This window comes from Streptomyces sp. NPDC045701 (assembly GCF_056432045.1).
On sequence record NZ_JBWKJV010000003.1, the window covers coordinates 238,532 to 251,552 of the forward strand.

The window sequence follows — 13,021 nt, forward strand, 5'->3', positions numbered from 1 at the left end:
CCTCCCCCGCCTCTTTCCCCCCCTCCGGGACCCCCCCCCCCCCCCTGGTCCCCCGGCGCACCACGCGTGCGCCGGGCCCCCGGGCGTTGCCGTCAGGAGACGGCGTGACCGGTGTCGTCGTCAGGCGGACGGCGTGACCAGCAGCACCTTGCCCACGTGGGTGCTCGACTCCAGCGTGCGGTGGGCTTCCGGTGCCTGCGCCATGGGGTAGGTGCGGTCCACGACCGGGCGGACGGTCCCCGCTCCGACCAGCGGCCAGACGTGCTCGCGGACCGCCGCGATGATGGCGGTCTTCTCCTCCAGGGGCCGCTTGCGCAGCGACGTAGCCGTCACCGCCGCGCGCTTGTCCAGCAGGGCGCTGAGGTCGAGTTCGGCCTTCCGGCCGCCCTGGAGGCCGATCACCGCGAGCCGCCCGTTCACGGCGAGCGCCTTCACGTTCCGCTCCAGGTACTTGGCGCCCATGATGTCGAGGATGACGTCCGCGCCGGCCCCGTCCGTCGCCTTGTGCACCTCCTCGACGAAGTCCTGCTCGCGGTAGTCGATCAGGATGTCGGCTCCCAACTCGGCGCAGCGTGCCAGCTTCTCCGGGCCGCCCGCCGTCACCGCGACCCGTGCGCCCACCGCCTTGGCGAGTTGGATGGCCATCGTGCCGATGCCGCTGGCCCCTCCGTGCACCAGCAGCGTCTCGCCCGGCCGCAGGTGCGCGACCATGAAGACGTTCGACCAGACGGTGGCCGTCACCTCGGGCAGCGCCGCCGCCGTCACCAGGTCCACGCCCTCCGGTACGGGCAGCACCTGCCCTGCCGGGACGGCGACCTTCTCGGCGTAGCCACCGCCCGCCAGGAGGGCGCACACCTGGTCGCCGACGGCCCATCCGGCGACCCCGGGTCCCAGGGCCGCGATACGGCCGGAGCATTCGAGGCCCGGATACGGGGACGCGCCGGGCGGAGGGTTGTAGAAGCCCTGCCGTTGCAGCAGGTCGGCACGGTTGACCGCGCTCGCCGCCACCTCGACGAGGACTTCGCCCTCACCGGGTACGGGATCGGGCACCTCGGCCCACACGAGAGCTTCGGGACCACCGGGTTCGGGAATCGTGATCGCATGCATGGCCGCGAGGCTACTCCGGCGACGTCCTCGAAGGCGGCCCGCTCCGGGCTCGTACGATCGTGATCAGCCGGTCCGTCAGCTGGAGCGGGCTGGCCGCCGGGTCGTCGTAACCGAGCAGCCGGTGCCCCCGCAGGACACTGATGACCAGGTCGTCCGTCTCCCGCACGCCCTTGCCCACCTCGGCCTTTATGACCGGCCGTTCGACCAGGTCGAGACCGCTGCCCTGCTGGATCAGGTCCTCCATGACCGTGCCCGCGCTGGGGCTCAGCACGGACAGGCCCAGCAGTCGGCCGGCGGCACTGGCGCTGGTGATCACGGCGTCCGCGCCGGACTGGCGCAGCAGCGGCGCGTTCTCCTCCTCCCGTACCGCCGCGACGATCTTGGCGCCGCGGTTGAGCTGGCGTGCGGTGAGGGTGACCAGGACGGCGGTGTCGTCGCGCTGGGTGGCGATGACGATCTGCCGGGCGCGCTGCACCTCGGCGCGCAGCAGTACATCACTGCGGGTGGCGTCGCCGATCACGCCCGTGAACCCGTCCGCGTTGGCCGTCTCGATGACCTTGCTGCTCGGGTCGACGATGACGATCTGCTCCTTCTTCAGACCGGTGGCGCACAGCGTCTGGATCGCCGACCGGCCCTTGGTGCCGAAGCCGATGATGACGGTGTGGTCGCGCAAGGTGGACCTCCAGCGGTTGAGCCGCCACTCCTCACGGGTCCGTTGGGTGAGGACCTCGAGAGTGGTACCGACCAGGATGATCAGGAACAGCACGCGCAGCGGCGTCACCAGCAGCACGTTCACCAGCCGCGCGCTGTCACTGTGCGGAACGATGTCGCCGTAGCCCGTCGTCGACAGGGTCACGGTCGCGTAGTAGACGGCGTCGAGGAGGTCGACGGACTCGTCGGCGTTGTCGTGGTAACCGCCGCGGTCGATGTAGACGATGAGGACGGTCAGGAGCAGTACGAACAGGGCCATCAGCAACCGCGCGCCCACCTGCCGCAGGGGCCGCTGGAGGATCGGGTTCGGCAGCCTGATCTGGCCACCGACGAGGTGCTCCTCGGCGTGGCGGGCCATCGCGTCCTGGCCTGGCAGTTTCACGTGAAACACCTCTCGGTGGTCGCCGCCCAGGGCAGATCGAGGATCTCCAGCACGTCACCGGCCCGGGCACCGCCCGGCGGGACGACCGCGAGCCCGCTTGCCGCCGCGATCCCGCGCAGCATGGCCGGCCCGTTGTAGTGCAGCGGTACGACGAGCGGGCATCCCGAACCGGCGGCCCGCCCCTGGGTGGCGCGTCCGGTGGCGTGGGTGACCGGCACGAGCCGGGTGTCGTGCGGGTGCCCCTGCACCTCGTCGCGGAGGGCCGCCCGGTACGCCTCGGGGGTCCGCCGGCCCGCGAGACCGCGGAGCAGCGGCTCGGCGAGCGTCAGCAGGCCCGACACGGCCGCGAGCGGGTTGCCGGGCAGGCCCACGAGGTACCGGGACGGGGCGAGCCGGGCGAGCAGCATCGGGTGGCCCGGGCGGACCTTCACACCGTCGACCAGCAACTCGGCGCCCGCCCTGCGCAGGACGGGGTGCACATGGTCGACGGGTCCCGAGGCGGTGCCTCCCGTGGTGATCACTACGTCCGCCCCGGTCCCGCTCACCGCCGCGTACAGCGCGTCGGCGTCGTCCCCGATGCGCCGGGTCACGGTGACGTCCGCGCCGAGGGCGCGCAGCCAGGGCGCGAGCATCGGGCCGAGGGCGTCACGGATGAGTCCTTCGTGTGGGAGGCCGGCCGTGAGCAGCTCGTCGCCGAGGACGAGGACGTCGACGCGCGGGCGTTCGACGAGGTGCAGCTCGTCGTACCCGGCGGCGGCGGCCAGGCCGAGGACGGCCGGGGTGACGGGTGCCGAGCCGGGCAGCAGCTGGTCGCCGGAGCGGCACTCCTGTCCGCGCGGCCGGATGTCCTGCCCGTGCGTCACGTCGCGATGGGCGTGCAGGTGGCCGATGGCGTCCGTACGGGAGTGCTCGCTGCGGATGACGGCGGTGGTGCCGGGCGGCACGCGGGCGCCGGTGGCGATCCGTACCGCCTCGCCGTCGGGCAGTGGGGGCGTCCGCGCGTGCCCGGCGAGGACGGAGTCGCCCTCGCGGACGCGCCAGGGTCCGGGGCCGGCGACGGCCCACCCGTCCATGGCCGAGGTGTCGAACGACGGCAGGTCGGTGAGCGCGGTCAGCGGCTGGGCGAGGACTCCGCCCAGTGCCTGGGCGAGAGCCACCTGTCGCGTCCGGGCGGGGCCGGCAGTGCCGAGGCGGGCGGCGACGGAACGGGCGTCGGCCCAGGGTGTCGCCCGGTGCCGCTCCGGCTTCCGGACCCGTGGCCCGACCAGGGCGAGCGCTTCGTCGACGCCGTCGACTTCCGGGTCGTTCATCTCCGGCCGGCCCCGCCATCGGTGTCGTCGTTGCCGGGGCCGGGCCCGGGTCCGGGGGCGGTTCCGGGGGCAGGGGCGGGGCCGCCGGCTGCCCGGCCGGTGGCGCCGTCGTCTTCGGCCGCCCAGCGGGCGGCGAGGGCCGACGCTCTGCGCGCGGCTTCGGTCACCGCCCCTGAGACGGCCTCGGGGCCGTTCCCGGCCGCCTTGGCGGCCGCGTAACCGACCAGGAAGGTGGTGAGCGGCGCGGCGGGCCGGGCGACGCCATGGGCGGCGTCCCGGGCCAGGTCGAGCAGGACGCCGGTGTCGACGTCCAGGTCGATGCCGAGCTCGGCCTTGACTGCGGTGATCCATTCGTCCAGCACGTTCCCATGCTCCCTGATCGCGGCCCGGGCCGTGGCGATGTCCTCCCAGGTGTCGCAGTCGAAGGAGGCGAGGGGCGCGGACGGGATGCGCAGGAGCCGCAGCTCGTGCACGAGCAGCCGCAGCGGCAGCCCGGTCAGGTTGCCGTGTTCCGCTGCCAGGAGGGCCAGTTCGCGGCGCAGCGGCTCGGTACGGTACGCGGCGACGAGCGGCTGGTCCCGCCCGTCGGGATCCACGGACAGGACGCCCTCCGCGTCCCCGTCCGCCAGCGCGTCGGCCAACTGCCTTATGACGCCGTCCTGGAGGAACGGCAGGTCGCCGCTGAGGACGACGACCGTGTCGGCCTCCACGTGCCGCACACCGGCCGCCAGCGCGGCGAGCGGCCCGCTGCCGGGCGGCTCTTCCCGCGCCCACACCACGGGGCGCGCGGTGGCCCGCCGGCCGCCCACGACAACGGTGCGCCCTGCCTCCCGGCAGGCTCCCAGCACACGATCGAGCAGGGTCCTCCCGCCGACACTCACACCCGGCTTGTCCACGCCGCCGAGCCGCCTGGCGGCACCCCCGGCGAGCACGACGACGTCAAATGGGGTCACGGCACCAGTATCCCCGGGGACGCGTCCCCGCCCGCCCCGGGGCCGCCGGGCCGGGGGTCACACGGCCCCCGGGCCCTCAGGCGGTCATGGGGTCACCGGTGTCACAGCGTCCGCAGCAGCACCGCCGGCTGCTCCACGCAGTCGGCCACGTACCGCAGGAAGCCGCCCGCCGTACCTCCGTCACACACCCGGTGGTCGAAGGTGAGGGACAGCTGGACGACCTGCCGCACGGCCAGTTGGCCCTCGTGCACCCACGGCTTGGGGACGATCCGGCCGACGCCCAGCATCGCCGCCTCGGGGTGGTTGATGATCGGCGTCGAGCCGTCGACCCCGAACACTCCGTAGTTGTTCAGCGTGAACGTGCCGCCCGTCAGGTCGGCGGGCGTCAGCGTCCCGGCCCTGCCGGCCTCCGTCAGGCGGGTGAACTCGGCCGTCAGGGACTCCGCCGTGCGACGGTGCGCGTCCCGGACGACGGGCACGACCAGGCCCCGGTCGGTCTGCGCCGCGAAGCCCAGATGCACCTCGGGCAGGCGCACGATCTCCCGCGCCGCCATGTCGACCCTGGAGTTGAGCTCGGGATACCGGGCGAGTGCCGCGACGCAGATCCGGGCGAGGAGCGCCAGCAAGGAGATCTTCGGCCCCCCGGCGGCGTTCATCGCGGCACGCGCGGTCATCAGCTCGGTGGCGTCGGCGTCGACCCAGCAGGTGGCGTCCGGGATCTCGGTCCGGCTGCGGGACAGCTTGTCCGCGACCGCGCCACGTACGCCGCGCAGCGGCACCCGCTCACCGGCGCCGGCCGGGGCCGCCGCCGCGATGGGCGCGGGTGCGGGTGCCTCCTGGGCCACCGGATCGGCCACCGCCCGCTCCACGTCCGCCCGCAGGATCAGGCCGTCGGGCCCGGAGCCCCGCAGCCGGCGCAGGTCGACGCCCTTCTCCCGGGCCAGCCTCCGCACGAGGGGGGAGATCACCGGAACCGGCCCGTCGTGAGGCGCGACGGCTTCCGGTGCCGCAGCCACCGCCTGCGGAGCCGTCGCCCGCGGAGCCGCCGGGGCGGGGGCCGACGCAGCCGGTCCCGCCGGGCCGGTCGTGTCCCGCCGGACACGCCGCCTGCGCGCCGCCGGGGCGGCGGTGCCGTACCCGACGAGCACATTGCCCGAGCCCTCCGCGGCCGGGGCCGCCGCGGGGGAGGAGCCGGTCCCGCCGGACGGCCCGGATCCGTTGGACGATCCGGATCCGTTCGGCGATGCCGACGCACCCGCCGCCCCCGGCCCACCCGACGCGGGAGCGGTCGCGGACTCCGGGGCCGCGCCCACCGCCACCGTCAACAGCGGTGAGCCGACGGGCAGTTCCGTGCCCTCCTCGCCGTACCGCGCGGTGACCACGCCCGCGTAGGGGCACGGCACCTCGACCATCGCCTTCGCGGTCTCGACCTCGACGACCGGCTGGTCGATGGCGACGACGTCCCCGACGTCCACCAGCCAGCGCACGATCTCCGCCTCGGTCAACCCCTCACCGAGGTCCGGCAGCTTGAACTCCAGCACCTGGGCCATCAGCTCTGCGCCTCCCACTGCAGTCGCGCCACGGCGTCCAGGATCCGGTCCACGCCCGGCAGGTGGTGCCGCTCCAGCATCGGCGGCGGGTAGGGGATGTCGAACCCGGCCACCCGCAGCACCGGCGCCTCCAGGTGGTGGAAGCACCGCTCCGTGACCCGGGCGGCGATCTCCCCGCCCGGCCCGCCGAAACCGGTCGACTCGTGGACGACGATCGCCCGCCCGGTGCGCCGCACCGACGCGCAGACCGTCTCGTCGTCGAACGGCACCAGCGACCGCAGGTCCACGACCTCCAGGTCCCAGCCCTCCGCCTGCGCGGCCTCGGCGGCCTCCAGGCACACCGGCAGGGACGGCCCGTACGTGATGAGGGTGGCGCCGCGGCCCGTCCGCCGGACCACCGCGCGCCCTATCGGCTCGACCGGGTCGGGCGCGTCCGGCGACCACTGGGCCTTCGACCAGTACAGCCGCTTGGGCTCCAGGAAGACCACCGGGTCGTCGGAGGCGATCGCGGCCCGGAGCAGACCGTAGGCGTCGGCGACCGTCGCGGGCGTGACGACATGGAGCCCCGGAGTCGCCATGTAGTACGCCTCGGACGAGTCGCTGTGGTGCTCGACGCCGCCGATCCCGCCGCCGTACGGCACGCGCACGACGATGGGCAGCGGCATGGCGCCCCGCGTCCGGTTCCGCATCTTCGCGACATGGCTGAGCAGCTGCTCGAACGCCGGATAGGCGAAGGCGTCGAACTGCATCTCGACGACCGGGCGCAGCCCGTACATCGCCATGCCGACCGCCGTACCGAGGATGCCCGCCTCGGCGAGCGGGGTGTCCGTGCAGCGGTCCTCGCCGAACTCCTTGGCGAGTCCGTCGGTGACCCGGAAGACGCCGCCGAGCGTGCCGACGTCCTCCCCCATGACGTGGACCGACGGGTCCTCGGCCATCGCGTCGCGCATGGCGCGCTGGAGCGCCTGGGCCATGGTCGCGGGCTTGGTGGCGGGCTTCGTCGCCGCCTTGGCCACGGTCGTCATCAGGCACCACCCTCGGCGTCGAGCTCGGCGCGCAGCTGTGCCGCCTGCTCCCGCAGTTGTGCTGTCTGCTCGGCGTAGACGTGCGCGAACAGGTCCATCGGGTCGAGCTCGGCGTCGGCGTTCATGCGCTCCCGCAGCCGCGCGGCCATCGTCTCGGCGTCCTCGGCGGCCTGCCGTACGCCGTCCTCGTCGAGCAGACCGCGCTCGGTCAGCTCGTGCTCCAGCAGACGGACCGGGTCGTGGGCCCGCCAGGTCTCCACCTCGCCGTCGCCCCGGTAGCGGGTGGCGTCGTCGGCGTTGGTGTGGGCGTCGATGCGGTAGGTGACCGCCTCCACGAGGGTCGGTCCGCCGCCGCGCCGGGCCCGGGCGACCGCCTCGGAGAGCACCTGGTGCACGGCGGGGGCGTCGTTGCCGTCGACGAGCCGGCCCGGCATCCCGTACCCCACGGCCTTGTGGGCCAGGGACGGGGCCGCGGTCTGCTTGGCCAGCGGGACGGAGATCGCGAAGCCGTTGTTCTGCACGAGGAAGACGACCGGGGCCTGCCAGACCGCCGCGAAGTTCAGCGCCTCGTGGAAGTCGCCCTCACTGGTGCCGCCGTCGCCGACCATGGCGAGCGCGACCACGTCGTCGCCCTTGAGGCGGGCCGCGTGCGCCAGGCCCACGGCGTGCGGCAGCTGGGTGGCGAGCGGCGTGCACAGCGGCGCGACGCGGTGCTCGCGCGGGTCGTACCCGGTGTGCCAGTCGCCCCGCAGCAGGGTCAGGGCCTGGACGGGGTCGAGGCCGCGTGCCACGGCGGCGAGGGTGTCGCGGTACGACGGGAAGAGCCAGTCCCGGTCCTCCAGCACCAGGGCGGCGGCGACCTCGCACGCCTCCTGGCCGGTGCTCGACGGGTAGACGGCCAGCCTGCCCTGCTTGGTGAGGGCCGTCGCCTGCGTGTTGTACCGGCGGCCGCGCACCAGCTCGGCGTAGAGGCGGCGCAGCAGCTCGGGCGCGAAGCCGGCCGCGGCGTCCGTGCCCAGCACCCGGTACGGCTCGGGGTCCGGGAGCAGCGGTGCGGGGTCGGTGCGCGGCTTCCACGCCGGGGGCGGGGTGGGCCGGTAAGGGGCGGCACCGGGCAGCTCTTGGACCGTCATGACAGCACCTCCTCGTGCGGGAGCGGGCATAAGACCCGGAGACGGCGTCGACTGTGACGCGCCTCACCTACCGATTGTTCGGTCGTGGCGGCATTTTGGCTACAGGCGCCTTCGGTCTGTGGACAAACGGTTCTCCACAGCCTGGGATAGAGGCAGGTCGTCCATGCAGGAGAGGCGGGGGGACATGGCAGCTGAACAAATGGCCGACGGCAGGGACCACGGTCCGCCGGGCGAGGAGTACCAGGCGCCGCCACGGCCGCTCGACGCGATCGACCGCGACATCCTCCGTATCCTCCAGGCGGACGGCCGCGCCTCGATACGCTCCGTGGCCGACCGCGTCCATGTGTCCCGCGCCAACGCCTACGCGCGGATCAACCGGCTGATCGAGGACGGGGTGATCCGCGGCTTCAGCGCCCGGGTGAACCACGAGCGGGCGGGCCAGGGCGCCTCCGCGTACATCACGCTGAAGATCGTGCAGAACTCGTGGCGTACGGTCCGCGAGCAGCTCCAGGCGCTGCCGGGCGCGGCGCACATCGCCCTGGTGAGCGGGGACTTCGACGTGCTCCTGCTGGTGCACACGCCGGACAACCGGACGTTGCGCGAACTGGTCCTGACCAGGCTCCAGGCGATCCCGGAGGTGCTCTCCACCCGCACGCTGCTGGTCTTCGAGGAGACGGACCTCGGCCGGCGGGCCCTGACGGACGAGCTCTGACCGACGGATTCCGAGACGGACGCGTTCTCAGGGCGGACGCGTTCCGAGGGCGCACGGGCCGACCGGCGAGCGCCCTGACGGCGGACGTGCGCAGGCGGACGAGTACCGGCCGGCGAGCGCGGGCGGGCGGGGCCTCAGGGGCGCCCGCCCGCCGGACGCACCACTGGGTGGCGAGCGTCCGCCGGCGCTCAGGGGCTGGTGCGCAGCCCGTCGAAGGCCAGGTGGACGACGGTCTCGACGACCTGCCGGCGCTCGGCGTCCCCGCCCGGCTGCGGCCGGTACCACTCGACCAGCGAGTTGACCATGCCGAAGAGCAGCCGGGTGGCCAGCCGTATGTCCACGTCCGCGCGCAGGTCGCCGTCCGCGGCGGCGGCCTTGAGCAGGTCGGCGACCCGGTGGTCGAACTCGCGGCGGCGCTCCAGGGCCCAGCGCTCGGTCGTGGTGTTGCCGCGTACGCGCAGCAGGAGCGTCACGTACGGCAATTCGTCCATCAGCACCTCGACGGTGCGCCGGGTCACGTACTCGACCCGCTCGATGGCCCTCCCGCGCGTGGCGCCCGGTTCGTCGAGGACCGCGAAGAGGCCGTCGAGGGCCCGGCTGACGGCCCGCCGCAGCAGCTCCTCCTTGCCCGCGACATGGTGGTAGATCGAGGACTTGGAGATTCCGGCCGCTTTGGACAGGTGCTCCATGGAGGTGCCGTCGTAGCCGCGTTCGTTGAACACGCGGACGGCGACGGAGAGCAGTGTCTCGGGGGTGTACGTGTCGCGCTTGGCGGTGGTCATCGGCTGTCCTCGCCCTTCATCGCGCCTTCTCCTCGTACTCGCGGCGGACGACGGCGAGGCAGGGGGCGTAGCGGCCGGTGGGGTAGCGCGTGTGGAGGGCGCCGAGCAGCTCGGACACCTTCTCGTAGCCGAGCAGGGCGGCCCACTCGAAGGGACCGGCCGGGTAGTTCACGCCGAGGCGCATGGCGGTGTCGATGTCCTCGGCGGAGGCCACGCCGCGCTCCACGGCGTCCACGGCGAGGTCCACCAGCATCGCGACGGTCCGGGCGACGATCATGCCCGGGACGTCGCCGATGACGGTGACCTCCTTGCCGAGGGCTTGGAAGAGGCCGACGGCTTCCTGAAGGGTCTCGGACGAGGTCGTCGGGGCGGTGGCGAGAGCGATCCGGGTGGCGGACGTGTAGTCGTGGGCGAGGTCGAAGTAGATGATCTCCTCGCCGTCGTACTCGAACACCGCTTCGCCGTCCGCGAGGGTGAGATGGCCGCCGCCCGGCAGGACGATGTGCTGCCCGCGCTTCTGCCGCCGGACCTTGATACCGGCTGCCTCGATCATCCCGACGAGCGGCTCGGCGTGGCCGAGGCGGCCGTGGACGGTGACCTTGGCGGGCGCGGGTGCGGGCGCCTCGGTCCGGGGCGCGGGGCGCTCGGCGCCGTCGGCGTACGCGTACCAGCCCTGGCCCGTCTTGCGGCCCAGGCGCCCCGACTCGACCAGGCGCCGCTGCGCGAGGGACGGGGTGAACTTCGGGTCCTGGTAGAAGGCGTCCCAGACGGAGCGGGTGACGGCTTCGTTGACGTCCTGGCCGATCAGGTCGGTCAGCTCGAACGGCCCCATCCTGAAGCCGCCGCACTCGCGCAGGACGGCGTCGATGGTGGCCGGGTCGGCGGCCCGCTCCTCGTACAGGCGCAGGGCCTCCGCGTAGAAGGGGCGGGCGATGCGGTTGACGATGAAGCCCGGGGTGTCGGCGCAGCGCACCGGCGTCTTGCCCCACTCCTTGACGGTGGCGTACGCGCGCGTGGCGGCGGCTTTGTCGGTCGCGAAGCCGCTGACGACCTCCACGAGCGGCAGGAGGGGCGCCGGGTTGAAGAAGTGGAGTCCGACGAAGCGCCCCGGCAGGCGCAGGTTCCCCGCGATGGCGGTGACGGACAGGGAGGAGGTGTTGGTCGCGAGCAGGCAGTCGTCGGCGACGGTCTTCTCCAGCCGCGCGAAGAGCTCCTGCTTGACCGCGAGCCGCTCGACGACGGCCTCGATCACGAGCGCCGCGTCGGCGAGGTCCTCGAGGGTCTCCGCCACGCTCAGCCGGCCGGCCGCCGCGTCCCGCTCGTCCGGTGACATCCGGCCCTTTTCGACGAGCCGGTCGAGGCGCCCGGAGAGGGCTTCGGCGGCCTGCCGCGCGCGGCCGGGCGCGGTGTCGTGGAGGCGTACCGGGTGGCCGGCGACCAGGGCGACCTGGGCGATGCCCTGACCCATGGTGCCGGTGCCCACGACGGCGACGGTGCGGCTCCGCTCGATGGCCATGTTGTCGGTCATGACAGTGATCCTCCCCGATGAGCTGTCCACAGGTTCGGGAGACCCCCTTGTCCCGACCGATCGTTCGGTTACTCTAGCTCTGTCCGCCTGTCCCTGCCCAGCTCGACGAGGAGTTGGTCCGTCATGGCCGCCGCTCAGCTCACCTCCGACCACCTGTCCGAGAGGCACCGCCCCACGCTGGAACAGGCCCTCGAAGCCATCCGCACCCGGGCCTACTGGTCCCCGCACCCCGAGCACCCCAAGGCGTACGGGGAGAACGGCTCGCTGAGCGCAGCCGACGGCCTCTCGGCCCACAAGGCGACCCTCGGCGCGCGCTTCGAGCTGGACCAGCCGGGCACGGACGGCTGGACGGGCGGCGAGGTGTCGCCGTACGGTCCGGCGCTGGGCGTGGAGTACCCGCACGCCGACATGGACGTCCTGATCCCCGCGATGCGCGCCGGCATGGGAGCCTGGCGGGACGCCGGTCCCGAGACCCGCGCCCTGGTGTGCCTGGAGATCCTGGCCCGGATCAGCGCCCGCACGCACGAGTTCGCGCACGCGGTGATGCACACCAGCGGGCAGGCGTTCATGATGGCGTTCCAGGCGGGCGGGCCCCACGCGCAGGACCGCGGCCTGGAGGCGGTGGCGTACGCGTACGCGGAGCAGGTCCGCACCCCGCTGGACGCCGACTGGTCGAAGCCGCAGGGCAAGCGGGACCCGCTGGAGCTGCGCAAGACGTTCACCCCGGTGCCGCGCGGCATCTCGCTGATGATCGGCTGCAACACCTTCCCGACGTGGAACGGCTATCCGGGCCTGTTCGCCTCCCTGGCCACCGGCAACCCGGTCCTGGTCAAGCCGCACCCGCGAGCCGTGCTGCCGCTGGCGCTGACGGTCAGGGTGGCGCGCGAGGTGCTCGCCGAGGCCGGCTTCGACCCGAACCTGGTCGCGCTGGCGGTCGAGCGGCCGGGCGAGGGCATCGCCAAGGACCTGGCCGTCCGCCCGGAGATCCGGATCATCGACTACACCGGCTCGACCTCCTTCGGCGACTGGCTGGAGGCCAACGCCCGGCAGGCCCAGGTCTACACCGAGAAGGCCGGCGTCAACACGGTCGTCGTCGACTCGACCGACGACTACAAGGGGATGCTGTCCAACCTGGCCTTCTCGCTGTCCCTGTACAGCGGCCAGATGTGCACCACCCCGCAGAACCTGCTGATCCCCCGCGACGGCATCACCACGGACGCCGGCCCCAAGTCGTACGACGAGGTGGTCGCCGACCTCGCGGCCGCCGTGGACGGGCTGCTGGGCGACGACGCCCGGGCGAACGCGCTTCTGGGCGCCATCGTCAACCCGGACGTGAAGGCCCGGCTGGACGCGGCCGCAGAGCTCGGCGAGGTGGCCCTCGCCTCCCGCGAGGTGGCCAACCCCGACTTCCCCGACGCCGTCGTCCGGACTCCCGTCCTGCTCAAGCTGGACGGCTCGAAGCCGGACGCGGAGGCGGCGTACATGTCCGAGTGCTTCGGTCCGGTCGCCTTCGCCGTCTCGGTCGAGTCCACCGCCGACGCGCTGGAGCTGCTGCGGCGCACGGTGCGGGAGAAGGGCGCGATGACGGTCGGCGCGTACACGACCTCCCCGGACGTCGAGCGTGCCGTGGAGGAGGTCTGCCTGGAGGAGTCGGCCCAGCTGTCGCTGAACCTGACGGGCGGGGTGTACGTCAACCAGACCGCGGCGTTCTCCGACTTCCACGGCTCGGGCGGCAACCCGGCGGCGAACGCCGCCCTGTGCGACGGCGCGTTCGTGGCCAGCCGGTTCCGGGTGGTCGAGGTGCGCCGCCAGGCGTGACGGCGGCCGG

11 protein-coding genes are annotated in these 13,021 nt (G+C 73.5%); 2 read left to right on the forward strand and 9 right to left on the reverse strand.

Annotated features, from left to right (window positions below):
- Positions 1 to 120: 120 nt before the first annotated feature.
- The 7 genes from AC07DW_RS05205 to pdhA form a co-directional block, all read right to left on the reverse strand.
- Entirely contained in the window at positions 121 to 1,107 is a 987-nt protein-coding gene (locus tag AC07DW_RS05205) for an NAD(P)H-quinone oxidoreductase (RefSeq protein ID WP_478856249.1), read from the reverse strand.
- A gap of 10 nt (positions 1,108 to 1,117) precedes the next feature.
- Complete coding sequence (locus AC07DW_RS05210; RefSeq protein ID WP_478856250.1) at positions 1,118 to 2,200, reverse strand: potassium channel family protein; 1,083 nt, start codon at positions 2,198 to 2,200, stop codon at positions 1,118 to 1,120.
- The gene (locus tag AC07DW_RS05215) at positions 2,197 to 3,510 is read right to left on the reverse strand and encodes a molybdopterin molybdotransferase MoeA (protein ID WP_478856251.1); all 1,314 of its coding nucleotides are present in this window, start codon (positions 3,508 to 3,510) and stop codon (positions 2,197 to 2,199) included. Before AC07DW_RS05215 ends, AC07DW_RS05210 begins: the two co-directional genes overlap by 4 nt.
- Positions 3,507 to 4,463 (reverse strand): NTP transferase domain-containing protein, encoded by a 957-nt coding sequence (locus tag AC07DW_RS05220; RefSeq protein ID WP_478856252.1) that lies wholly within the window; start codon positions 4,461 to 4,463, stop codon positions 3,507 to 3,509. Before AC07DW_RS05220 ends, AC07DW_RS05215 begins: the two co-directional genes overlap by 4 nt.
- Before the next feature lie 101 nt (positions 4,464 to 4,564).
- Positions 4,565 to 6,013, reverse strand: a complete 1,449-nt coding sequence (locus AC07DW_RS05225; RefSeq protein WP_478856253.1) for a dihydrolipoamide acetyltransferase family protein — start codon at positions 6,011 to 6,013, stop codon at positions 4,565 to 4,567.
- A complete protein-coding gene (locus AC07DW_RS05230; protein ID WP_478856254.1) occupies positions 6,013 to 7,038 on the reverse strand; it encodes an alpha-ketoacid dehydrogenase subunit beta in 1,026 nt (341 codons plus the stop codon). The genes AC07DW_RS05225 and AC07DW_RS05230 overlap by 1 nt, the downstream gene beginning before the upstream one ends.
- On the reverse strand, positions 7,038 to 8,171 hold the full coding sequence (pdhA, locus tag AC07DW_RS05235; RefSeq protein WP_478856255.1) for a pyruvate dehydrogenase (acetyl-transferring) E1 component subunit alpha: 1,134 nt from the start codon (positions 8,169 to 8,171) through the stop codon (positions 7,038 to 7,040). The genes AC07DW_RS05230 and pdhA overlap by 1 nt, the downstream gene beginning before the upstream one ends.
- A 199-nt stretch (positions 8,172 to 8,370) precedes the next feature.
- On the opposite strand from pdhA, the gene AC07DW_RS05240 reads away from it, so the two are divergent.
- Positions 8,371 to 8,883, forward strand: a complete 513-nt coding sequence (locus AC07DW_RS05240; protein WP_478856384.1) for an Lrp/AsnC family transcriptional regulator — start codon at positions 8,371 to 8,373, stop codon at positions 8,881 to 8,883.
- 188 nt (positions 8,884 to 9,071) lie between these two features.
- On the opposite strand, the gene AC07DW_RS05245 is transcribed toward AC07DW_RS05240, so the two are convergent.
- Positions 9,072 to 9,665, reverse strand: a complete 594-nt coding sequence (locus AC07DW_RS05245; protein ID WP_478856256.1) for a TetR/AcrR family transcriptional regulator — start codon at positions 9,663 to 9,665, stop codon at positions 9,072 to 9,074.
- 16 nt (positions 9,666 to 9,681) lie between these two features.
- Positions 9,682 to 11,193: a 3-hydroxyacyl-CoA dehydrogenase gene (locus tag AC07DW_RS05250; RefSeq protein ID WP_478856257.1), complete on the reverse strand. Its 1,512-nt coding sequence runs from the start codon at positions 11,191 to 11,193 to the stop codon at positions 9,682 to 9,684.
- A 123-nt stretch (positions 11,194 to 11,316) separates the two neighbouring features.
- Here AC07DW_RS05250 and paaN point away from each other — a divergent pair, with 123 nt between their 5' ends.
- Complete coding sequence (gene paaN, locus AC07DW_RS05255) at positions 11,317 to 13,011, forward strand: phenylacetic acid degradation protein PaaN (protein ID WP_478856258.1); 1,695 nt, start codon at positions 11,317 to 11,319, stop codon at positions 13,009 to 13,011.
- The last annotated feature ends 10 nt before the right edge of the window (positions 13,012 to 13,021 follow it).